Raw genomic sequence first — 24017 nt, forward strand, 5'->3', positions numbered from 1 at the left:
AAGGGACGAGATAGAGACATACCTTTGTCTTTTTTATCATAAAACGACAAAAAAAAGAGACCCATTATAGGGTCACTTTTTTTATACGTTCATATCTGAAACAGATTGTTGGGCAGGTTCTTGTGTTGCTTGATCGTTTACACGTTCAATGTCTGCACCTAATCCTAATAACTTGCCGTGGAAATCAACATAGCCACGATCTAAGTGCTTAAGTTCTGTTACACGAGTGAAACCATCTGCAATCAGACCAGCTAAAACTAGCGCTGCTGCTGCACGAAGGTCTGTAGCAGATACTTCTGCACCTTGAAGCTTAGAAGGTCCGTTAATGATTACTGAACGCCCTTCAATTTTAATATCTGCATTCATGCGTCTGAATTCTTCCACATGCATGAAACGGTTTTCGAATACTGTTTCTGTGATCATGCTTGTTCCTTCAGCTGCTAGTAAAAGAGACATCATTTGTGACTGCATATCTGTCGGGAAGCCCGGATGTGGCATTGTTTTAATGTCAATTGGCTTTAACTTATCTGGACCAATAACACGTAGGCCGTCTCCCTCTTCGGTGATTTGCACGCCCATTTCTTCCATTTTCGCAACAAGTGAACTTAGGTGCTCCATAAGAGCTCCTCTTACTAATACGTTTCCGCCTGTAATTGCAGCGGCAACCATAAATGTTCCAGCTTCGATACGGTCTGGAATAATTGCATGTGTAGCACCATATAATTTAGAAACTCCCTCGATACGAATCGTACCAGTTCCAGCACCACGTACTTTTGCTCCCATTGCATTTAACAAGTTAGCTAAGTCTACGATTTCTGGTTCTTTTGCACAGTTCTCAAGGATTGTTGTTCCTTCTGCTAATGTTGCTGCCATCATGATGTTTTCAGTAGCACCTACACTTGGGAAGTCCAGGTAGATTTTCGCACCTTGTAACTTTCCTTCTACTTCTGCATCAATAAATCCATTTCCTACTTTTACTTTTACGCCCATTGCTTCAAAGCCTTTTAAATGCTGATCAATTGGTCGAGAACCAATCGCACATCCTCCTGGCAATGCAACACGAGCTTTTCCAGTACGAGCCAATAAAGAACCCATTACAAGTACAGATGCGCGCATTTTTCGTACATATTCAAACGGTGCATCCGTTTCAAGTTCTCTAGATGCATCTACAATTACGCGATTTCCTTCGAAATCTACCTCTGCATTAAGGTGACGTAATACCTCACTGATCGTAAATACATCGGAGAGTGCAGGTACATCATTTAGAATTGTTTTTCCATCACTAGCTAATAATGTTGCAGCGATAATAGGTAATACGGCATTTTTTGCTCCTTCTACCTTAACAGTGCCGTTCAGCCTTTTTCCGCCGCGGACGATGATTTTTTCCAAGGTATTCCCCTCCGCGTCCATTTTCTCTATATTAATATTCAGACGTAATAATGGGTGTGCCAACAACTACGGTTGTCTGACCGCCCAATCCAGTCTTTCGCAATGCTATTTGTAAATTCATCTTGTTGTTTTTGGTTGGCAATACTTCTTTCCACATTCCAGTATATGCGGACACCGAGACAAATGTCTCCTCAACCAACGATTCCACTGTTTTGGCCTTAAAAGCTTCCAACAGCTCATCCTTACCTAAAGACAAAACACTTTTCATATTATCATTGAATTGCCCTTTTACACAAGAGAAAATTTTGGGATTAAATGTGAAAATTTTATGATAGTTTTTTTGAAACTGATCATAGCCTAAATTCCACTGGTGCTTATCCCAAGCTTTTCCTGCCACATGATATAATATATACGAATCCGATGTTTTGTTTTTAAGGGTCGAAACCAATTGAACTTCTTCCATCATTTCAGAATCTTTGTTGTAATGCAATCCAACTGCTTTCCACACATCTCTTTCCCTTTTTAATTCCCATTTGAAACCTTTTAATGAAAATTTTAATTCATCACTTTTTTTGACGAACGTTTCTTTAGAAGTAACCGATGGAACCTCTTCTTTCGTATATAAGGACCATGATGTAACAGCAACATCTTTGTCCAGTAAAGTCTGTGCGATTTGCATAACAGGTACATCGTTATTACCTTTAGCTTGACTCACATAACTCCCATAATAAATGAAGAATCCAAGAAAGAAAATAGCCAAAAAGACACTAATTTTTTTATTCATCCCCGTCACGTCCTCTCCTATTCTTCATTTTTTCCAGAATAGGACGATAAATACTCGAAAAAACTCGTCATGTTTAGACATATGGGGATATTTTTTTATGCTTACACGGTTTTTAAAAGGTGAAATTTGGCTTATATTCCTTCTTTACACAGCGAGTTAAGATGAAAGCATGTTCGGAAGTTGCTGCGACCAAAATAAATAATCCAAAAAAAAATTACTTACGCTTGATCCAATCGCGATCGTGAGCAAAATCATCAATAATCGCGCTTGCGCTACTCGATTTGGTTTCATTGCACGCTCAATGTGAAAACCTTGCAATGCGTACCATGTGAGAGCGATAAAAAACAAATGCGAAATAAGGGTAATGAGTGCTTGCGGTCCAGATCCTGCAAACAATAGGATCCCCCCTTTTGAAATAAAATCGCCCTTTGTCTGTTAACAAGCTGCTACAGACATCGGGCGACACTTGGTTCCTTCTATATTAAACCACATTGTTCTATTTGCTTCAAACTCCAACTAAAATTATCCACTTTTTAATTAAAAAAATCTTTGAATTGATGCACTTCGTTAAAGAAAAACTGATACGCCACATTTGGGAAAATTCCAAGTACGATCGTAGCGCCGAGGCAAAGGACGGTTGAAAATAGAAGTACCCTTGGAACCCTATAGGTTCGCTCACGTTCAGCGGAGCGAAAAAACATTTGTGTAAAGATGCCAAAGTAGTAGTAATAGGAAATAACGGTGGCTAAAATCATGAGTGATACGATGATGTAATGTGTAGGCGACGTAGCAAGTGCGCCGAGAAAGATATTAAACTTACCGATAAAACCAGCTGTTCCCGGAATACCTGCTAGTGAGAGCAGAAAACCACTCATGACGATTGCTAAGTAAGGTGAGGTTTTATATAAGCCAGCGAAGGACGTAATCGCATCATCCCCATGCTGCTGTTGAATAATATGGATCACCGTAAAAGCCCCGATCGTCATGAAAAGATAGGCAAGCAGATAAAACCAGATGGCATCCATCATAAATGGTGATAAAACAGCAAAAGCTACTAATACATATCCCGCATGTGCAATACTAGAGTAAGCAAATAAACGCTTCATATTCTTTTGTTTCAGTGCCACTACGTTCCCAATCACGATCGTGACACCAGCTATGATGAAAAGATAATCTTGCATACCGTACAAAAAGGTGACGCTTTTTTGTAGCATTGGTACGTTCGCAAACACGCTGAGAAATACACGTAAAATTAGAACGAAACCTGCTGTTTTGGATACAACACTAAGAAAGGCCGTTACAGAAGTCGGTGATCCTTCGTAAACATCAGGAGCCCACATGTGAAAAGGAGCGGCAGCAATTTTGAACGTCAATCCTACCAGTACAAGCAAGAAAGCTAACACCGCAATAAACTCATAGCTTTGATTTTCGACTAGCACTTCTGAGATGGTAAGTAAATTTGTTGAACCGGTTATTCCGTATATATAACTTAGTCCAAATAGCGCAATAGCCGATGCAATGCCGCCGGTGATGACGTATTTTAAGGCCGCTTCGTTTGAACGGAGTGAACTCTTTTTTATGCCTGCTAATATATAGGAGGAGATAGAGAGAAGCTCAAGTCCAACGAACAGCGTGATTAAATCCCCGCTAGATGCCATCATCATTGCTCCTAATAGAGCCGTTAAAAAGAGATAATAGAACTCTCCTCGATGTTTAATCTCCTCAGAACGTTCATGAACTGCAATCAACAGCGTAAAGAACGCACCAATGAGTAATAGAAATTTAAAGGTAACCGCAAAGCTATCTAAGCGAAAGGTATCGTGTAGAATTGTAACGGGTAGTCCCTTTCGCAACAAGCACAGTGACACAAATGATCCGATTACGCCAGCAGCAGCCAAATAACCAAGCCAGCTGTGCTTCATCTTTTTTCCGACAAATAAATCAAGCAACGATAACAAAGTTGCGACACCTAAAATAATAAACTCCGGCATCATCGCTGACCACTGATAACTCAGTAACGTATCCATATCCACTTTTTCTCACCCCCATACCATGGTATCAAGCACCGGTTGAATCATATTCGTCAACAGGGATGGATAAACACCAATCCCGATAATAAGGAAGATAAACAGCAGTGCAGGTGCCCACTCTAGACGATTAAGGTCCTTTCCACCTACTAACTTCACTTCATTTCCGAACGTTATGCTCAAAACGGCCTTTAACACGTACACGGCCGTCAAAATCATCCCGAGCATGGCAATGCCAGCTAAATAAGGTGAGTGCTGAAACAATCCCATAAAGGCCATAAACTCACTAATGAAACCCGACATCCCTGGCAATCCAAGAGAAGCCAGTCCGCCTGCTAGTAAAAATCCCGATGCAATCGGCATATTTTTCGCCAGTCCGCCGAGCTTTGAGAGTGTCGTCGTACCTGTACGCTCGTATAAAACACCAATCAGGAAGAATAAAAAGGCAGCAATTAATCCGTGGGAGACGACTTGAAAAACAGCACCCTGCATCCCTGATTCGTTCCCTGCTCCTAATCCCATGAGGATAATCCCCATATGTGAAAGGCTCGAATAAGCCAGCACAAGCCTTAGATCATCCTGCTTCAAGGCCAAAAAGGCGCCAAATAGTAAGTTAATGACTCCGAGGAGCGCGATAAGAAACGACAGATGTGCGAACTGATCAGGAAAGAATCCAATTCCGAAACGAATCAAACCGAACGCGCCTATTTTCAGCAGCACGCCTGCATGAACCATAACAATTGGAACGGGAGCTTGAGTATGAACCTTCAGAACCCACGTATGCAGTGGAAAAATTGGTAGCTTGATACCGAATGCAATTAATAGTGCTATAAGTAACGTTAGCTTTGCTTTGTTAGAAAAAGCATCGCTTGATTGTAAAATCCCCTGCAGCTGTTCAATATTAGCTGTGCCTGTTTTCGCAAACAAAAGAACAAAGACGACTAATAAAATCGCTGATCCAATTCCGTTGTAAATAAGAAAGTAATAGGAAGCTTTTTCTTTCTCAAATAACCCCCATCGACCGATTAAGAAAAACATCGGAATTAACGTTACTTCAAAAAAGATAAAAAACAGGACGAGATTTTCTGCCGCAAATACGCCCATCATACCGATTTGGAGCGTAAGGAACAAAAGGAAATAGCCTTTCCAGTTCGTTTTGATTTTAAAAGATGCAACAGAAGCGAGCAGACATAAAAATGCGGTAAGTGCAATCATGAGGAATGAAAAGCCATTAATGCCTACTTCGTAAGAAACGGAAAAATATTTTCCGTACAGCTCTGGATCTCCGAAGCGAAACCATGTCGCCTTTTGTGAAAACGAATCATAGTTATGTCCCCCAGATGACTGAATATACAGTAGGACCATAAGCAGACAGGTAAAGATCGTAGAACCGACTCCTACTGCTTTAATCAACACTTCACGGTTTTTCGGGACAAAACAGATCAGGAGCACTCCTAGTAAAGGCGAAAAGATGATAAGACTCAGCAAGAACGTACTCATTATAAATACCCTCCTGTCACGGCAACGATTACTAGTAGAAGTACTAAACCAATTATCGCCACGAAACTATAGCGCTGTATTTGGCCATTTTGCACCGTTGATCCTGCTGATCCGATTCCTTGAATCGCATTGATTATCATTAGAATCACTCCATTTACGATGTATTGGTCAATTGCTTTTCCAATACGACGTATGAGGTGAACAAGAGCAATAATGGTTTTCTGATAAAGCTCATCCATATAATACTTTTCCTTTAAAAGCTTGTAGATGAATGGAGCGGACGACGAGAAGATGTCTCTCGAAATACTTTTCTTACCGTACATGAGGTACGCCAGGTAAATGCCTGCAAGGGATATAATCGTTGCCGTAATCATTAACCAAAGAGGCGCATGCCCTTCACTTACTAGCCCTGGTGCACCTTTTGTTAACCATTCAGCAAGGAAATCCCGCGGGACATTTACGTATCCTGCTACCACTGCTAGTACAGCAAGAACGCCCATTGGTACAATCATAATCATTGGCGAGTCATGAATACTTTTACGACGTTTGTTTGCTTCTCCTGTAAACACCATAAAGAAAAGGCGGAACATGTAAAAAGAGGTTAAAAACGCTGTAAACAGTGCAATCGCAAACAGTACATAATGTCCGCTAGACCACGCTGCTCCGATGATCTCTTCCTTACTAAAAAATCCTGATAAGAGAGGAACACCGCTAATCGCCATCGTACCGATTAGGAACAGGACACCTGTTTTTCGAAGCTTGCTCCACAGTCCTCCCATTTCTTCAATGTTTTGCGTATGCACGGCGTGAATGACGCTTCCTGCAGCAAGAAACAGAAGCGCTTTAAAAAATGCATGTGTGGTGAGGTGGAAAACACCTGCAACATATCCCCCCACTCCTAGTGCAAGCATCATATACCCAAGCTGGCTCATGGTTGAATACGCAAGCACCCTCTTAATATCCGTCTGCACAAGGCCAATGGTGGCCGCAAATAAAGCTGTTACTCCCCCAACCGTTGCCACAACCATCATGGCTGTTTCACTTGCAGAAAACAGTGGAAACAGACTAGCTACAAGATACACACCTGCCGCTACCATGGTCGCAGCGTGAATTAATGCTGATACAGGGGTTGGACCCTCCATCGCATCTGGTAACCATGAATGTAGCGGAAGCTGACCTGACTTTCCAATGGCACCAATAAAAATGAGGATGCTTGTTAGCGTAATGTAGCCAGAGGAAAGCGTGCCGTTTTGCACCGCTTGAAAAATTTGATCGTATTCAAAGCTCCCTACTTGCCAAAACAGAAGCATCATGCCAATAAATAAGCCGACGTCTCCGATTCTCGTCATGATAAACGCTTTTTTAGCAGCGGCCTTTGCTTCTTCTTTGCAGAAATAGAAGCCAATTAATAGGAATGAACCTACCCCTACAAGCTCCCAGAAAATATATAGCTGTAATAAATTTGGAGCAAGTACTAGCCCAAGCATCGAAAAGGTAAACAACCCTAAGTAGGAGAAAAAGGTGCCAATCCGCGCATCTTCTTTCATATATCCTTTGGAATAAAGATGTACAAGCAAACTTACAAGTGACACGATGACAAGCATCAACGTGTTTAACTGATTCACTTCAAATCCCATCGTAATCGACATACTGCCAACATGAAGCCACGTTCCCTCAGCTTTATAGGTTGCCTCTTTTAATCGATCTACTAGCACAAGTAGCGACAGTACAAATGATAGAAACACCAAAATAATTCCTACATAAGCACTCCGTTCTCTCCAGACTCGACCAAACAAAAGCAACACGATAAAGGAGATGAGTGGAAACAGCGGTATAAGCCAAGCATTTTCCATCATGCGTAAGCCATCCCCCTTTTATCTTTCGTTTATTTTTAACGCTTCATTGAATCGATCTCATCAATATTGATCGTTTTTCGGTTGCGATATAAGGAAATAAGAATGGCTAACCCTACCGCTGCTTCAGCTGCCGCAATCGTGATTGTAAATAGCGAAAAAATTTGCCCGGTTATGTTAGGCGTCACACCGTATTTACTGAACGCAACAAAATTAAGATTGGCTGCATTCAGCATCAGCTCAATCGAAATTAAGACGATCACGGTATTGCGCTTTGTTAGGGCACCGTATAGACCGATGCAAAATAAAATTAGCGCAAGAATTAAATAAGCAGGTAACGATACTTCATTCATGGTTATCAACCTCATCTTCATCTCGTTTTGCGAGAATAATAGCACCGATTAATGCGACCAATAGAACGATTGATGTTAACTCAAATGGGATAATAAACTTGGAGTATAGAGCTAAACCGATTTGCTTCGTATTTTCATTTTCAAGCGCTACGTTCTGTACAGCGGGTGATAAATTTTTAATCCCCATAAACATAATAAGTCCAAAAGCAAGTACGCCAAGAAACACACCGAATCGTCGCCAGCCACCTGTCAATTCGAGCGTCTGATCATTATGCTTTGTCAGCATGATACCGAATAACATAATAATGGTGACGGCGCCAGAGTAAATCAGCACTTGAACCGCTGCGATAAATTCAGCAGATAGCAATACATAGAGGCCTGCAATACTTAAAAAGGTAAATACGAGTGAAAGAAGCATATGAATAACTTTTGTGAGGTTAAGCATTAAAATACCGCCGGAAATAGCAATCGTTGCAAGCGCGAGAAAAGCAATGTATTCCCCCGACCACATTACACTTTGTTCTCCCGTCTTACATTTTCATCGTTTTCATCCAACCACTGAAGATTTTTAAAAAGGTGATCCCGGCTATACTCTGCTAACTCAAAGTTATTTGTCATCACAATTGCTTCTGTTGGACAAACCTCCGTACATAAATCGCATAAAATACAGATCTCAAAATTAATATCATACGTATCAATGATTTTCCCTTTTTTAGTCGGGTCTGGATGCTTCTTTCCGGTTAGCTGAATACAGTCTGTTGGACAAATATTCGCACACTGATTACACACAATGCACTTTTCCGGATAAAATTTCTGAATGCCTCGAAATCGATCTGGCATTGGAATAGGCTCATTGGGATAATCATAGGTGACTTTCTTTTTCGTTAGGTTTCCTAAGGTGTATTTTAATCCTTTTACTAAACCAAACATCATGACTCACCCCTTTTTATTCATTAAAACCAAAGTACCTTGATCAGCGCGGTTAAGAAGATATTTGCTAGTGCGACAGGCAAGAGAACTTTCCAACCAAATTCCATCAGCTGGTCTGCACGAAGTCTTGGAAAGGTAATGCGAAACCAAATGAGTAAGAAGACGATACAGCTAAATTTAATCGCAAACCAAACGGCTCCTGGTATAAAGCCTAAAAATGCAACTGGATGCCACCCTCCAAGAAAAAGAACGGTCGTAAGAGCTGCCATTGCGAAGAAATACACATATTCAGCGAGCATAAAGAAAGCCCAGCGGAAACCTGAATACTCAACGTGAAACCCTGCGACAAGCTCTGATTCCGCTTCTGGAAGGTCGAACGGCGTACGATTTAATTCTGCGACGGATGCAATTAGGAAGACGATGAACGCAATTGGTTGAAGAAAAATAAACCACACGTCATCCTGTGCCCGGACGATGTCATTTAAATTCAAACTCCCCGTTAATAGCACCACTCCAAGAACAGACATAACGAGCGGGACCTCGTACGAAATCATCTGTGCGGCTGCCCTCATTCCGCCAAGAAGCGCATACTTATTATTGGAAGCCCATGATCCTGCTACAATTCCAATGGTGGTAAGTCCTGAAATCGCAATGTAGTAAAGCAGCCCCACTCCAATATCAGCAAACTGTAGCTTATCTGTGAACGGGATTGTCGCCAAAACCATAAAGGCAGGTGCAAATGCAATGACAGGAGCAATAATAAACAACGGCCGATCAGCTAATTTAGGAATGGTATCTTCTTTTAGTAAAAGCTTGAGCACGTCGGCTACTGTCTGCAAAAGTCCCCACCGTCCACCAACCTGATTCGGACCGTACCGTCCCTGCATAAAGCCCATGACCTTCCGTTCTGCTAAAATGGCATATGTTACAAATCCTAATACAACAAAAAGAAAGGCTGTTGCTAACCCAAAGAAAATCGCAAAATTCGTCAAGCTGGGCGTTGATTCTAATAGGTGATTAATCATTACCCGTCCACCTCTCCTAGCACAATATCAATAGCGCCTAAAATGGTAATGAGGTTGGCAATATTTTCGCCTTTTAAAAGCTTCGGAAGTATTTGCAGGTTGTAAAAAGAAGGTCTGCGAAACTTTAAGCGATACGGCTCTTTTTTTCCTTCACTCGCAATATAGCAACCTATCTCGCCACGAGGTGATTCGATTCGTACAAACGCTTCTCCTTTAGGAGGCTTTACAATCTTCGGCACCTTTGCCATAATCGGGCCCTCAGCAGGAAATTGCTCAACGGCCTGCTCAATGATTTTTAATGACTCCTCTATTTCTTCAATGCGGCATTTGTATCGTGCAAACGCATCTCCCTCGGTATGGACAGGTACATGAAAGGTGAACCGATCGTAAATAGAGTAGGGCTCATCTTTTCGGAGATCCCAATTCACTCCCGTACAGCGCAGGTTTGCACCACTTAATGAGTAATCAAGTGCCTCTTGTGCACTGTAAATCCCTACTCCTTTCACACGATTGAGGAAAATTTCGTTTCCTGTTACGAGGTCATGGTAGCCTTCTAGCTGTTTACGCATGTAGGGAACAAACTCACGGACCTTTTCAATCCATCCCTCTGGTGCATCCCACTTCACGCCTCCTACTCTCATGTAGTTAAACGTTAAACGTGCACCGCTGAGCTCATTTAAAAGATTGATAATGACCTCTCTTTCACGGAAGGCATATAGGAATGGACTAACAGCCCCAATATCAAGCAAATATGTACCCCACCATACGAGATGACTCGCTACCCTTCCTAGCTCCATTGCGAGCACACGCAAATATTCAGCCCGATCTGGTAAAGTAATGTTCATCATCGTCTCCACTGCGTGACAAATCACATAATTATTCGTCATCGCCGATAGGTAATCCATGCGGTCTGTATACGGAATAATTTGTGTATATTGCAGGTTCTCAGCAATCTTCTCTGTTCCTCTATGAAGATAGCCAATGACAGGGGTCGCTTCTGTAATAATCTCCCCGTCAATTTTAATAACGAGACGGAACACCCCGTGAGTACTTGGATGCTGAGGACCAACGTTAAGCAGCATTTCCTCTGTTCGTATCATGCCTTACACCTCCACATCAAACGGCTCATAATCTTTGCGTAGCGGATACCCAACCCAATCATCTGGCATCATGATACGCTTCAAATTAGGATGTCCGGTAAACGTAATGCCTAATAAATCATATGCTTCTCGCTCAGGCCAGTCTGCACCAGGCCAAAGCGGCTGTAAAGACGGTACTTCCGGACGCTCCCGATCAACCTTTACCTTTAGGGCTACAGGCTTTTTATGCGTATAGGAATACAAGTATACGTACACTTCAAAGTGCGTTGAAAAGTCCGTTCCGTGCAACTCAGAAACATAATCGAACTTAAGCTCCTCATGTGTTTTAAACAGTTGTGCGACTGCATAATAAGCGTCTAATTTTGCGACGATAGTAGGTACACCTTTTGATAAACGATTAATGTAGGAATCTTCAATGGCTGTAGGTGTAAGGTGTTTTGAAATAAGTGCTACGTATTGATCTAACAGTGGTTGATGGGGGGATGGTGGTAACTCCTGATGATTTTCTTCCTCTTTTTTTGGTATGCCAGCTCTCGCCTTTGCCGCTGCAGCTGCCTTTGCCTTTGCAGCCGCAATTGCCTTCGCTTTTTCGCTCTCTTGATCATCACTAGCGGACATGGGGCTTTCGCTTTTTTGCTTTGCTAAAGCTTTTGCTTTGGCGGCTGCCGCAGCCTTTTTCTTCGCCAGGGCTAGTGCGTCTTCTTCTGTTCCTTCGCTTTCTGATTCAGCTTCTTTTTCCTTCTGCTTCGCAAGAGCCTGCGCTTTTGCTTTCGCGGCTGCCGCAGCCTTTTTCTTTGCCTGCGCTAGTGCATCTTCCTCTGTTCCTTCACTTTCTGATTCAGCTGTTTTTTCTTTCTGTTGTGCAAGAGCCTGCGCTTTTGCTTTCGCGGCTGCCGCAGCCTTTTTCTTCGCCAGGGCTAGTGCGTCTTCTTCTGTTCCTTCGCTTTCTGATTCAGCGGCTTTTTTCTTCGCCAATGCTAGCGCGTCTTCCTCTGTTCCTTCGCTTTCTGATTCAGCTTCTTTTTCCTTCTGCTTCGCAAGAGCCTGCGCTTTTGCTTTCGCGGCTGCCGCGGCCTTTTTCTTCGCCAGGGCTAGCGCGTCTTCCTCTGTTCCTTCGCTTTCTGATTCCGCTGCTTTTTCTTTTTTCATCGCTTCTAGCTTTTCTTTTGCCTGCTCCTTTGCTTTAAGAGCCGCTGCTTTTTTTTGTTCCTCGAGTGATGGTTGTTTTCCGCTCACCTACATCACCCTCTTTCCTGTCTTCGCTTCATACCTAATTTTCTCTTTCAGCTTATTGATTCCGTAAATGAGCGCCGCTGGATTTGGTGGACAGCCTGGAATATACACATCTACCGGGATAATTTGATCTACCCCTTTTACTACTGCATAGGAATTTACGTATGGTCCTCCAGCTGTTGCACAAGACCCCATCGCAATCACCCATTTAGGTTCTGGCATCTGATCGTAAAGTCGTTTCACAATCGGCGCCATTTTTTTCGTAACGGTTCCAGAGATAATCATAACGTCCGATTGTCTAGGGGAGGTTCGAAAAAATGAGCCAAAGCGATCTAAATCATAATGAGACGATCCAACGCCCATCATTTCAATTGCACAGCAGGCTAGACCAAACGTTAAAGGCCAAAGAGAATTGCTTCTCGCCCATGCTTTTAACTGTTCAAGAGTGGTAAGAAAAATATTTCGTTTCATTTCCTCTAACTCTTCTTTAGCGATTGTTTGCATATTTAAATCCATTTCAACACCTTCTTCTTCCAAGCGTATAGAAGTCCAATAAGTAAAATAACCACAAAGATCAGCATCTCAATTAAGGCAAACAATCCTAGCTGATCAAAAGCAACTGCCCAAGGATACAAAAAGACCGTTTCAACATCGAAGATTACAAATAATAAGGCAAAAATATAATACCTCACATTGAATTGTACTCTCGCATCGTGAAACGGTTCGATACCACTCTCATAAGTTGTCTGTTTCCCTGCTGTAGGTGCGTGAGGCCGAAGTACTTTCCCTATTGTCAATGCTACAATGGGAAGCAAAAGACCTAAGGCTAAAAAGATGCATACAATCATATAATTATTCGCATATACGTGCTGCATGTCCGTCTTCACACCTCCTAAATTGAAGGAATTTTCTAAAAATGTAACCGCTATCATTGTATCAAAATCTCTAAAATTTGTCGATTGACCCTCCACTTTTACATTCCTAATAATGAAGTTTTCAATGTACATTCCTTTTATATCTATGCGTGTCCATCCTATAAAATACGTTTGTTTTCCCTTATCTCCCCTCAGCTTTCATTCCTGACCATAAGAAACCCGTATTAACATTACGCAAATTAAAAAGACTCCGTGTGTATGAACGGAGTCCTTTTACAAAATGAAAGAGAGCTATCGCTGAAGTTTTACATGATACAATGCTAGAACTAAACCAATTACTAAACAAATTAATCCGCCTATACCAGAAGTTATAAATGACAGCCTGTCTGAGAAAAACAGCTTACTTATGGAAAGAAATAAAATCAATATCCATCCGATTAGATTTATCATTCTCACCTGTGTCATTGTAATCACCCCTATTTCATCCAATCCTACCACAATGATTTATTTAAGTAAAATATTGTATAAAGAAGATGAAATAGGTTTTTAACATTACGTATTTCTTTGTAATTAGAGTCATTTTATCCATACAGAAGGATTTTCTAGTAAGGAAACTACATAAAAAGGTCTCGTTCAAAATGAACGAGACCTGCATCTAAGCTCTTCTTAGTAATTTTACGATTAATACGATTAAAGCGATCACAAGGAGGATATGAATAAGTCCTCCGCCTGAGAAATCAAATAGAACACCTACTAGCCAAATTAATAATAAAATACCGATAATAGTCCAGATCATTTTTTATCACCCCTTATTTAATACGATGTCTCAGCTTTGTTCTTTTTATACCCCATGTTTTTTTGTTAGAAACTCTTCCACCAAAAAATAGTTGGTTTTTCAGATAAAATACGACAAATGATTCAATTTTTTAACAGTTTATTTACATTTAAGAACACAAAAAAACCTCTAGAAACGAGTCTAGAGGTTTTACGTTATTACATTTTTCTTTGGCTAACTTCAATACGATTGATGGCACGATTTAATGCCAGCTCCGCACGTTTGAAATCAACATGATCCTTTTGAGCGCCTAAGCGACTCTCGGCACGCTTTTTAGCTTCTTCAGCACGTACAATATCAATTTGATCTGCTTTTTCAGCAGCTTGAGCTAATATTGTTACGTTGTCAGGTCTTACTTCAAGGAAGCCTCCGCTAACTGCTACAAGCTCCGTACTGCCACCTTTTTTCAAACGAACTGCTCCGATTTTTAATGGAGCAACTAAAGGAACGTGTCCAGGTAAAATACCAAGCTCACCGCTTTGAGCTCTAGCACTTACCATTTCCACATCGGCATTATACACTGGGCCATCAGGAGTCACTACACTGACATGGATTGTCTTCATTTAATAACCTCCTATGTCCCTTAAATTAAACTTCTACTCCCATGTTCTTCGCATTTTCAATTACTTCTTCAATTCGACCTACTAAGCGGAACGCATCTTCTGGAAGATGGTCATACTTACCAGATAAAATATCTTTGAATCCACGGATCGTTTCTTTTACAGGTACATAAGAACCTTTTTGACCTGTGAACTGCTCCGCTACGTGGAAGTTTTGAGATAAGAAGAACTGAATACGACGAGCACGTTGTACAACAAGCTTATCTTCATCAGAAAGCTCATCCATACCTAGGATCGCGATAATATCTTGAAGTTCTTTGTAACGTTGTAATGTTTGCTGTACTTGACGTGCAACACCGTAATGCTCTTCTCCAACGATTTCTGGAGATAATGCACGTGAAGTAGACGCTAATGGATCTACCGCAGGATAGATACCCATTTCTGTTAATTTACGCTCTAAGTTTGTTGTTGCATCTAAGTGAGCGAAAGTTGTTGCCGGCGCTGGATCTGTATAGTCATCGGCTGGTACATAGATCGCTTGGATAGACGTTACAGAACCTACATTTGTAGATGTAATACGCTCTTGTAATTGACCCATTTCAGTTGCAAGCGTTGGTTGGTAACCTACCGCTGATGGCATACGTCCTAATAGGGCTGATACCTCAGAACCTGCTTGTGTGAAACGGAAGATGTTATCGATGAAGAACAGTACGTCTTGTCCTTGCTCATCACGGAAGTATTCTGCCATTGTTAAACCAGTTAATGCTACACGCATACGTGCACCAGGTGGCTCATTCATTTGTCCGAATACCATTGCCGTTTTCTTGATAACCCCTGAATCGCTCATCTCATGGTATAAGTCATTTCCTTCACGTGTACGCTCTCCTACACCTGCGAATACGGAAATACCACCATGTTCTTGTGCGATGTTGTTGATTAATTCTTGGATTAGAACCGTTTTACCTACACCGGCACCACCGAAGAGACCAATTTTACCACCTTTAATGTAAGGTGCTAATAAGTCTACAACTTTAATTCCTGTTTCAAGAATTTCAACTTGTGTTGATAATTGCTCGTACGTTGGTGCTTGACGGTGAATAGCGTCGCGGCGGATACCTGCTTCTAATTCACCATCTAAATCGATTGAATCACCTAATACGTTAAATACGCGTCCTAATGTCACGTCACCTACAGGTACAGAAATAGGTGCACCTGTATCTTCAACGTCCATTCCACGCATTAATCCATCTGTTGAAGCCATTGCAATGGCACGAACTGTGTCATCACCTAAGTGAATCGCTACTTCTAGGGTAACATCAATACTATTTTCGCTCGCATCTTGAGCGTTATGTTTAATTTTAAGGGCATTATAAATCTCAGGAAGATGGCCACTATCGAACTTTACGTCTACGACAGGACCCATAACTTGAGTAACACGTCCTTTTGTCATCAACTTTCCCTCCTAACTTGCTATACACAATTCTTGATTGAAATTGTCTATTCGAGTGCAGCTGCTCCAGCTGTGATTTCGGTAATCTCTTGTGTGATGGCTGCTTGACGAGCACGGTTATATGAAAGCGTAAGGCTGCGGATAAGTTCATTTGCATTATCAGTCGCACTCTTCATCGCTGTCATACGAGCGGCATGTTCACTAGCTTTTCCATCAAGTAATGCACCATAGATTAGACTTTCCGCATATTGAGGTAAAAGGACTTCTAGAATTTCTTCTTGGTCTGGCTCAAATTCATAAGAAGTTAGCTTTTTCTCACTTACGATGTCTGTTAATGGTAACAATTTCGTTTCCGTTACTTCTTGTGTCATGGTATTTACAAAGTGATTGTAATACATGTATAGCTCATCTAACGTTTCATCAGAAAACAGCTTAACTGCTTGGCTAGCAATCGTTTGAATATCAGAGAATGCAGGCTGATCTGGAAGAGCTGTAATCTCATGGAGAACTGGGATTCCTCGGTTCTTGAAGAAGCTAGCCCCCATACGCCCAATTGCAATAATCTCATATTCATCTGCTGATTGATGACGTTCTTGAATATTACGATAAACAAGTCTCAGTACGTTACTGTTATATGCTCCAGCTAGACCACGGTCAGACGTGATTACTAAGTAACCCGTTTTCTTAACCGAACGTGCTTGTAGCATTGGATGACGAGCATCAGTACTTCCAAGCGCAATGTTTGCCACCACTTCTTGAATCTTCTCCATATACGGAACAAATGCTTTTGCATTTTGCTCAGCACGGTTAAGCTTTGAAGCAGATACCATTTGCATGGCTTTTGTAATTTGGCTTGTTTTCTTTGTAGACGTAATTCTCGTTTTAATATCGCGTAATGATGCCAAAGGTTCTCACCACCTTTTTACCCTCGAACATTTTTGATCTATCAAATGGTGCAGGGCATAATGCCCTGCTACATCTCATTATTCAGAAACGATAAATGTCTTTTTAAATTCTTCGATTGCTTGGCTTAATGCTGATTCTTCAGGAAGCTTACCAGTCGTTCTGATTGTGTCTAGTAGTTCCTTCGCATTTTGGTCCATCCATGTTAAGAATTCATCTTCAAAGCGAGTAATATCTTGAACAGGAATGCTGTCTAAATGACCTCTTGTTAAAGCAAATAGAATAGCTACTTGCTTTTCAACTTTTAATGGTTTATTTAGATCTTGTTTTAGTACTTCTACTGTACGAGCACCACGGTTTAGTTTTGCTTGTGTTGCTTTATCAAGGTCTGAACCGAATTGAGCGAATGCTTCAAGTTCACGGAAAGATGCTAAGTCAAGACGAAGCGTACCCGCTACTGATTTCATCGCTTTAATTTGTGCAGATCCTCCAACACGTGATACTGATAAACCTGCATTGATCGCTGGGCGTACGCCAGAGAAGAACAAGTCTGATTGTAAGAAGATTTGTCCATCAGTGATGGAAATTACGTTTGTTGGAATGTAAGCAGAGATATCGCCTGCTTGCGTTTCAACGAAAGGTAATGCTGTTAATGAACCTGCGCCTTTCGCATCAGATAATTTCGCTGCACGCTCTAATAAACGAGAGTGTAGGTAGAATACATCCCCTGGATATGCTTCACGACCTGGAGGACGACGTAGTAATAGAGACAGCTCACGATATGCAGCTGCTTGTTTTGATAAATCATCATATACGACTAATACGTGTTTACCGTTGTACATGAATTCTTCACCCATTGTTACCCCAGCATATGGTGCTAAGAATAACATTGGAGCTGGTTGAGAAGCAGAAGCTGTTACAACAATTGTGTAATCAAGAGCTCCGTGCTTACGCAACGTTTCTACCGCATTACGTACAGTAGATTCTTTTTGACCGATCGCAACATAGATACACACCATGTCTTGGTCTTTTTGGTTTAGAATGGAGTCAATCGCTACAGATGTTTTACCTGTTTGACGGTCTCCGATGATTAATTCACGTTGTCCACGACCGATTGGTACAAGTGCATCGATCGCTTTGATACCTGTTTGTAGAGGCTCGTGTACAGATTTACGGTCCATTACACCTGGTGCTGGACTTTCAATTGGACGAGTTTTTGTCGTTGCGATTGGACCTAGTCCATCAACTGGTTGACCTAATGGGTTAACAACACGACCGATTAGCTCCTCCCCTACTGGTACTTCCATGATACGTCCTGTGCGTCGAACTTCGTCTCCTTCACGGATATCGCGGTAAGGCCCTAAAATAACGATACCTACGTTATTTGACTCTAGGTTTTGTGCCATACCCATTACACCGTTTGAAAATTCGACAAGCTCACCAGCCATAACGTTGTCAAGGCCGTGTACACGTGCGATACCATCACCAACTTGGATTACAGTACCGACATCACTTACTTTAATTTCAGACTGATAATTTTCAATTTGCTTTTTTATCAGTGCGCTAATTTCTTCAGCTTTGATGTTGCTCATCAATTTCACCCCTATCTACGATCTATGCTTTATTAAAAACTAGTTCACGTTGAATGCGCTCTAATTTGCCATTCAAGCTACCGTCATAAATTCGGTTACCAATGCGAATTTTTACGCCACCAAGCAAGCTTGGATCAATAACGTTTGTAATTCGTAAAGATTGTTTGCCAACTTTTTTCGAAAATGTGCTAGATAGCGCTGCTTTTTCATCATCTGTTAATGGCTTAACAGAATAAGCAGTTGCTTCTGCCATATTACGTGATTCGTTCGCCAGTTCAACATAGTGCTGAACCATTTCAACCGTAATCGTAATACGATTTCGTTCAAGCAATAAGAATAATGTGTTTTGAACTTCTGGAAGTAGCGTTGAGAATGCATCCCCTACCAACACTTTTTTTTGTGCTGGTGAAAGCTTTGGATGTGTTAATACCTCTAAAAACTTAGGATTATTCTCCATTACTTCTTTTACAACTAAAAGCTCTGCTTCAATTGCATCAATTTTATTCTGTTCTTTAGCCAATTCAAAAAGGGCTAATGCGTAGCGTTTTGCAACTACTTGATTACTCATTGTGCATCGCCTACTTCTTTAATGTAATCCTGAATTAACTTTTCTTGATCTTGCTCAGAAAGTTCTTTTTCGATTACTTTAGACGCAATAAGAACAGATAATGAAGCTACTTGCTGGCGTAATGCCGTCATTGCTTGCTCTTTCTCTTGTACAATCTCAAGCTTAGCAGACTCTTTTAATCTCTCAGCTTCAGAACGTGCAGCAATAATAATTTCTTCTTTTTTATCTTCAGCAGATTTACGTGCGTTGTCCATCATAACTTGAATCTCTTGACGAGACTGTTTTAATAGTTCACGTTGCTCTTCAGCAAGCTTCTTTGCTTCTGCGTTGCTTTTTTCAGCTGATAAGATTTCATTTGAAATGTATTCTTCACGCTTTTTCATGATCCCCATTAAAGGACCAAAAGCGAACTTGCGAAGTAAAAGCAATAAGATTAGGAAAATAACTAACTGGTAAGCAACGTTACCCCAAGCAATTCCCTCGACTTGTCCTAGTATCAACACAAGGATTCACTCCTTTCAAAACTTTTACATTTTACAAACTACGAAAAAACGAAATACTCCTTCTTCATAAAGCAATGGCGAAGAAGGTCTTCACGAACGATCTTCGCCATTTATGTACGGGAGTAACTCCCTTTTATTACTTACCTAATACGATGAACGCGATAACTACACCGATGATAGGTAATGCCTCAACTAATGCTACCCCGATGAACATGATTGTTTGAAGTGTACTACGTAGTTCTGGTTGACGAGCAACTCCCTCAACTGTACGAGATACGATCAAACCGTTACCAATACCAGCACCTAGTGCGGCTAAACCAATTGCAATTGCAGCTGCGATTAAATTCATTTAAATATCCTCCCTTTATGGTTAAAAAAATATGAGTTTATACTTTGAAAATATGGTTAATATATTAATGGTCGTGGCTTACTTTGTGAGCCATATAAACCATTGTTAACATTGTGAAGATAAATGCCTGGATTGAACCAACGAAAATACTAAATCCTTGCCATAAAATCATCGGAACTGCTCCAAGGACGCCTCCAAGCACACTGCCTGTCCCTAGTCCTGCAAGTAGAGTTAACAAGATCTCCCCTGCATAGATATTCCCGTAAAGACGCAAACCTAACGTTAAGGTATTCGCAAATTCTTCAATAATTTTTAAAGGGAATAAAAAAGGCATTGGTTGGAAGAAACTCTTAACATAAGCCCCTGTTCCTCGCATCTTAATACCGTAATAATGAGTAAGAATAACAACCATAACCGCTAGGGTTAACGTGATTGTAGGGTCTGATGTAGGAGATTTCCACACTGCATTGTGGCCTACATTAATCATAAACGGTAAACCAAGCATGTTGGCTACGAAAATATACATTAGGAGTGTTATTCCTAGTGTTAAGAACCTGCCGCCAGTTTGCCAATCCATCGTACTGTTGATGATGCCTTTTGCGAAGTCAACGACCCATTCCATAAAATTTTGTTTTCCAGTAGGTCGAATTGCTAATCTACGCGTTGCAACCATCGCGATTATAAAAACGATTAACGCGGTAATCGTCGTCATAACGACGTTGGATAAAGTAAAGGTTAATCCAAAAAAGGTTTTTGTGATTTCACCGTGTTCCAACAGTAATTCACCTCTCTTCCCTGTTAGAAATATACTGAATGTAGACATAATCTATGATCATGACAAAATAACCTGTCAATAATCCCACAGCTAGGCTCCAAACTTCCATCATATTTTCATATCGAATCGCTAATAAAATCAACAGTCCAAATAATGCCAGTCGAGTATAAGTACTCACTACTTTCGGTCTCGCTTTTACCTTCTCGCCCTCTATCACCCGATCCAATAGCTTATCAATCTTAAAGGCTACTAGTCGTAAGCTGAAAAAACTCACAATTGTTCCTAGAATTAATCCGAGGAATTCTCTTTGATAAGAAGTAAACCCCCACCCTAGCACAAACAGCGCAAGTAAGTAGAACATATACTTTTTCTGACGCGTAACTAGTTGTTGGACAGTAATCATGAATTAAGAATCTCCTGAGTGAAATTTTTTAATGAGGTGAATCATTGCATAAATACCGGTTCCAAGACCAAGCAATAATCCGATTACGAGAAATAGCGGAAATGTGTGCAACTTGCTATCAATCCACTTTCCTAAGAAAAGACCGATTAAGATAGCGCCTACTAACTGAGAAAGGATTCCCGTCATTAAGGCCATTGCCTGAAAAGACTGCTGCTTATTTTGACTCATGAAAATATTCTCCCTTTTAACAATGTTTTCTATTTTCTAACTTTTCCATTGCCAATGCAACGATAAATATGATACTCGTATAACTTTCATATTTAATTAGAACATAGTGCCAGAAAAGGAAAAAAGCTGGCTGTAAAAATGAAAAAATATGGTGATTTTATCGCATTGAAAACCTTACCATTACTTTCCCCTGTAAGCATACAATAGCTACTATTTAATGTCAATGCGTTTATAGGGTAATACAAGGCAACTGTCATCAAATGTTCACAAATTAACATTGTTAAATAAATAGTATGAAAATAACGTACATAAAGATACAGAATATTAATTTAAGAAAGCGGATACAAATCCAAGCAATGTCAGGGTTTTTCCATAATCTATCATCATTGAATGAGTAAACATTCATAAGGTCCATTACCCAAAAAAGCCCTTGCTCCGAAGATTCAGTATGAGGATTCGTCAAATCTCTTCAAATTATGTCACATTTTTTTTCATTCTTACCCAACTCTTTCGATCTATTCATCGAAACTGGCAGGCTCTCTATTTATTAGCTATGTTTCCTTTCGTAGAGAAATCGTTTGCACCTAGCGAAATAAGATATTCTGGAATAACAAAAAGCATCTCCTGTTTCTACTGGAGATGCTTTTGCTTTATGACTTATGGACGAAATGATTCTGGCTTGTCTTCACGTTGTTTAAAATGATAGCTAATTGCATCACCAATACGCTTGGAAGCTAGACCATCACCGTATGGATTGGAAGCCTTCGACATAGCATCGTACACTTCTTTATTTGTTAATAATTCTTTTGCTAAGTTATAAATCGTTGCTTCTTCCGTTCCTGCTAACTTAAGTGTTCCTGCTTCAATCCCTTCAGGACGCTCCGTTGTATCACGAAGAACAAGTACTGGTACACCAAGAGAAGGAGCCTCTTCTTGAACACCGCCTGAATCCGTTAAGATAATGTGAGCGCGAGAAGCAAAGTTATGGAAGTCAATAACGTCTAACGGCTCAATGAGATGAATGCGTGGGTCTTGCCCAAGAACCTCATCAGCTAGCTCACGCACAACTGGGTTTAAATGAACCGGGTAGACAACTTGGACATCATCATGCTCGTCCACAATGCGTTTCACTGCACGGAACATATTGCGCATTGGTTCACCTAAGTTCTCACGACGGTGAGCTGTTAGAAGAATAAGACGGTCATCTCCCACCTGCTCAAGAACCGGATGATGGTAGTCATCTTTAACCGTTGTTTTTAATGCATCGATTGCCGTGTTACCTGTTACGAAAATAGATCCCTCTGGTTTATTTTCAGTAGTTAGGTTATTGGCTGACTTATCAGTCGGCGCAAAATGAAGGTCTGCTAACACTCCTGTTAACTGTCTGTTCATTTCTTCTGGATAAGGAGAATACTTATTCCACGTACGTAGGCCCGCTTCAACATGACCTACTTCAATTTGATTATAAAAAGCAGCTAAGCTTGCAACAAATGTCGTTGTTGTATCACCATGAACTAATACGATATCTGGCTTTGCTTTGCTCATTACATCATTTAAGCCTTCTAATGCTCTTGTGGTAACATCCATAAGAGTTTGGCGATCTTTCATAATGTTTAAATCATAATCTGGTGTGACATCAAAAATAGTTAAAACCTGATCAAGCATTTCACGATGTTGAGCGGTAACCGTTACGATCGTGTTAAATTCTTCAGGACGTTTTTTTAATTCAAGTACAAGTGGTGCCATTTTAATTGCCTCAGGTCTTGTACCGAAAATAGTCATTACGTTAATTGGTTTTTTCATGAGTGTTCACTCCAAGCCTGTCAGATTTTCTGATTACTAATTTCTCTCATGCTAATAATTAGCTTTCGCTTATTTTGTACCAAATAAACGGTCCCCAGCATCTCCAAGTCCAGGAACGATGTAACCATGGTCATCTAATTTTTCATCTAAAGCTGCAATATAAATATCCACGTCTGGATGAGCTTCTTTCACTATCTCTACACCCTCTGGTGCTGCGATTAGGCACATAAACTTAATGTTTTTAGCACCGCGCTTCTTAAGAGAGTTGATTGCTTCTACAGCTGAACCACCTGTCGCTAACATCGGATCAACAACGATGAAATCACGTTCTTCCACATCATTTGGAAGCTTTACATAATATTCAATTGGCTGTAACGTTTCTGGGTCGCGGTATAAACCGACATGGCCCACTTTGGCCGCAGGAATAAGTTTAAGAATACCATCAACCATTCCAATTCCTGCACGTAAAATAGGAACGATTCCGAGCTTTTTACCTGATAGTACCTTTGATTCTGTTCTACAAACCGGTGTGTCGATTTCCACTGACTCAAGTGGCATATCACGAGTAATCTCAAATGCCATTAAGCTTGCCACTTCATCAACTAGTTCACGAAACTCCTTTGTACCTGTTTGTTTATCACGAATATACGTTAACTTGTGTTGAATAAGCGGATGATCAAATACATACACTTTGCCCATAGTAATCTCTCCTTTTTTAGCACCCAGACACATGAAAATACCATTCATCTTCCTGAATGGTACGTTCTCGCTGGCTTTCCAATTTAAAATTATACATTGCGTCTATTTTACAGAAAAAGCAAACCGAGTTCAAGAGCGAACATTACAACACCATCATTTGTTAAACAATTGTGATTTAATTTTCACATTTGAGATGTTTTGAAAGAAACCATCCATAAACTGAGTGAGATCAGTCAACAAGGAAAGGCCCCCACCCTCTTTTTACTCAAAAAGGCTACAA

At 40.7% G+C, this 24017-nt stretch carries 27 protein-coding genes; all 27 read right to left on the reverse strand.

The window, feature by feature from the left end:
* Nucleotides 1-81 precede the first annotated feature (81 nt).
* On the reverse strand, nt 82-1389 hold the full coding sequence (gene murA / locus IE339_RS22680) for a UDP-N-acetylglucosamine 1-carboxyvinyltransferase (RefSeq protein WP_242172046.1): 1308 nt from the start codon (nt 1387-1389) through the stop codon (nt 82-84).
* Between the two features lie 31 nt (nt 1390-1420).
* Nucleotides 1421-2173, reverse strand: a complete 753-nt coding sequence (locus tag IE339_RS22685) for a YwmB family TATA-box binding protein (protein WP_242172052.1) — start codon at nt 2171-2173, stop codon at nt 1421-1423.
* Nucleotides 2174-2329: 156 nt separating this feature from the next.
* Nucleotides 2330-2569 carry a DUF1146 family protein gene (locus tag IE339_RS22690; protein ID WP_242172062.1) on the reverse strand — a complete coding sequence of 80 codons (240 nt, stop codon included), beginning with the start codon at nt 2567-2569 and terminating at the stop codon, nt 2330-2332.
* A gap of 137 nt (nt 2570-2706) precedes the next feature.
* Nucleotides 2707-4206 (reverse strand): NADH-quinone oxidoreductase subunit NuoN, encoded by a 1500-nt coding sequence (gene nuoN / locus IE339_RS22695; RefSeq protein ID WP_242172069.1) that lies wholly within the window; start codon nt 4204-4206, stop codon nt 2707-2709.
* 6 nt (nt 4207-4212) lie between these two features.
* Nucleotides 4213-5700, reverse strand: coding sequence for a complex I subunit 4 family protein (locus IE339_RS22700; protein WP_242172072.1), 1488 nt, complete (start codon nt 5698-5700; stop codon nt 4213-4215).
* Entirely contained in the window at nt 5700-7556 is a 1857-nt protein-coding gene (gene nuoL, locus IE339_RS22705; protein WP_242172074.1) for an NADH-quinone oxidoreductase subunit L, read from the reverse strand. The genes IE339_RS22700 and nuoL overlap by 1 nt, the downstream gene beginning before the upstream one ends.
* A 35-nt stretch (nt 7557-7591) precedes the next feature.
* Nucleotides 7592-7906, reverse strand: a complete 315-nt coding sequence (gene nuoK, locus IE339_RS22710; protein ID WP_242172078.1) for an NADH-quinone oxidoreductase subunit NuoK — start codon at nt 7904-7906, stop codon at nt 7592-7594.
* Nucleotides 7899-8417, reverse strand: a complete 519-nt coding sequence (locus IE339_RS22715) for an NADH-quinone oxidoreductase subunit J (protein ID WP_242172083.1) — start codon at nt 8415-8417, stop codon at nt 7899-7901. Before IE339_RS22715 ends, nuoK begins: the two co-directional genes overlap by 8 nt.
* Nucleotides 8417-8836, reverse strand: coding sequence for an NADH-quinone oxidoreductase subunit NuoI (gene nuoI, locus IE339_RS22720; protein ID WP_053403708.1), 420 nt, complete (start codon nt 8834-8836; stop codon nt 8417-8419). The genes IE339_RS22715 and nuoI overlap by 1 nt, the downstream gene beginning before the upstream one ends.
* A gap of 23 nt (nt 8837-8859) precedes the next feature.
* A complete protein-coding gene (gene nuoH, locus IE339_RS22725; RefSeq protein WP_053403709.1) occupies nt 8860-9861 on the reverse strand; it encodes an NADH-quinone oxidoreductase subunit NuoH in 1002 nt (333 codons plus the stop codon).
* Nucleotides 9861-10961, reverse strand: a complete 1101-nt coding sequence (locus tag IE339_RS22730; RefSeq protein WP_242172086.1) for an NADH-quinone oxidoreductase subunit D — start codon at nt 10959-10961, stop codon at nt 9861-9863. Before IE339_RS22730 ends, nuoH begins: the two co-directional genes overlap by 1 nt.
* 3 nt (nt 10962-10964) lie before the next feature.
* A complete protein-coding gene (locus IE339_RS22735) occupies nt 10965-12197 on the reverse strand; it encodes an NADH-quinone oxidoreductase subunit C (RefSeq protein WP_277933931.1) in 1233 nt (410 codons plus the stop codon).
* A complete protein-coding gene (locus IE339_RS22740; RefSeq protein WP_242172087.1) occupies nt 12198-12710 on the reverse strand; it encodes a NuoB/complex I 20 kDa subunit family protein in 513 nt (170 codons plus the stop codon).
* Nucleotides 12701-13069, reverse strand: a complete 369-nt coding sequence (locus IE339_RS22745; RefSeq protein WP_053403713.1) for an NADH-quinone oxidoreductase subunit A — start codon at nt 13067-13069, stop codon at nt 12701-12703. The genes IE339_RS22740 and IE339_RS22745 overlap by 10 nt, the downstream gene beginning before the upstream one ends.
* Before the next feature lie 655 nt (nt 13070-13724).
* The gene (locus tag IE339_RS22750) at nt 13725-13865 is read right to left on the reverse strand and encodes a lmo0937 family membrane protein (RefSeq protein WP_157052833.1); all 141 of its coding nucleotides are present in this window, start codon (nt 13863-13865) and stop codon (nt 13725-13727) included.
* A 197-nt stretch (nt 13866-14062) separates the two neighbouring features.
* The gene (locus tag IE339_RS22755) at nt 14063-14467 is read right to left on the reverse strand and encodes a F0F1 ATP synthase subunit epsilon (RefSeq protein ID WP_053403714.1); all 405 of its coding nucleotides are present in this window, start codon (nt 14465-14467) and stop codon (nt 14063-14065) included.
* Nucleotides 14468-14492: 25 nt separating this feature from the next.
* Entirely contained in the window at nt 14493-15914 is a 1422-nt protein-coding gene (gene atpD / locus IE339_RS22760) for a F0F1 ATP synthase subunit beta (protein WP_242172093.1), read from the reverse strand.
* Between the two features lie 47 nt (nt 15915-15961).
* Nucleotides 15962-16819 (reverse strand): F0F1 ATP synthase subunit gamma, encoded by an 858-nt coding sequence (locus tag IE339_RS22765; RefSeq protein ID WP_053403716.1) that lies wholly within the window; start codon nt 16817-16819, stop codon nt 15962-15964.
* Nucleotides 16820-16897: 78 nt separating this feature from the next.
* On the reverse strand, nt 16898-18409 hold the full coding sequence (gene atpA / locus IE339_RS22770; RefSeq protein ID WP_242172096.1) for a F0F1 ATP synthase subunit alpha: 1512 nt from the start codon (nt 18407-18409) through the stop codon (nt 16898-16900).
* Between the two features lie 22 nt (nt 18410-18431).
* On the reverse strand, nt 18432-18977 hold the full coding sequence (locus IE339_RS22775; RefSeq protein ID WP_242172101.1) for a F0F1 ATP synthase subunit delta: 546 nt from the start codon (nt 18975-18977) through the stop codon (nt 18432-18434).
* A complete protein-coding gene (locus tag IE339_RS22780) occupies nt 18974-19480 on the reverse strand; it encodes a F0F1 ATP synthase subunit B (protein WP_242172104.1) in 507 nt (168 codons plus the stop codon). The genes IE339_RS22775 and IE339_RS22780 overlap by 4 nt, the downstream gene beginning before the upstream one ends.
* 136 nt (nt 19481-19616) lie before the next feature.
* Complete coding sequence (gene atpE, locus IE339_RS22785; RefSeq protein WP_053403720.1) at nt 19617-19829, reverse strand: F0F1 ATP synthase subunit C; 213 nt, start codon at nt 19827-19829, stop codon at nt 19617-19619.
* Between the two features lie 64 nt (nt 19830-19893).
* A complete protein-coding gene (atpB, locus tag IE339_RS22790; protein ID WP_242172106.1) occupies nt 19894-20604 on the reverse strand; it encodes a F0F1 ATP synthase subunit A in 711 nt (236 codons plus the stop codon).
* 7 nt (nt 20605-20611) lie between these two features.
* Nucleotides 20612-21007 carry an ATP synthase subunit I gene (locus IE339_RS22795; RefSeq protein ID WP_242172110.1) on the reverse strand — a complete coding sequence of 132 codons (396 nt, stop codon included), beginning with the start codon at nt 21005-21007 and terminating at the stop codon, nt 20612-20614.
* A gap of 3 nt (nt 21008-21010) precedes the next feature.
* On the reverse strand, nt 21011-21235 hold the full coding sequence (locus IE339_RS22800; protein ID WP_242172113.1) for an AtpZ/AtpI family protein: 225 nt from the start codon (nt 21233-21235) through the stop codon (nt 21011-21013).
* A gap of 657 nt (nt 21236-21892) precedes the next feature.
* Nucleotides 21893-23038: a non-hydrolyzing UDP-N-acetylglucosamine 2-epimerase gene (gene wecB / locus IE339_RS22805; RefSeq protein ID WP_242172115.1), complete on the reverse strand. Its 1146-nt coding sequence runs from the start codon at nt 23036-23038 to the stop codon at nt 21893-21895.
* A gap of 69 nt (nt 23039-23107) precedes the next feature.
* Nucleotides 23108-23737: a uracil phosphoribosyltransferase gene (gene upp, locus IE339_RS22810; protein ID WP_242172118.1), complete on the reverse strand. Its 630-nt coding sequence runs from the start codon at nt 23735-23737 to the stop codon at nt 23108-23110.
* Nucleotides 23738-24017 lie beyond the last annotated feature (280 nt).

The organism is Priestia koreensis, from assembly GCF_022646885.1.
Taxonomy (GTDB): domain Bacteria; phylum Bacillota; class Bacilli; order Bacillales; family Bacillaceae_H; genus Bacillus_AG; species Bacillus_AG koreensis_A.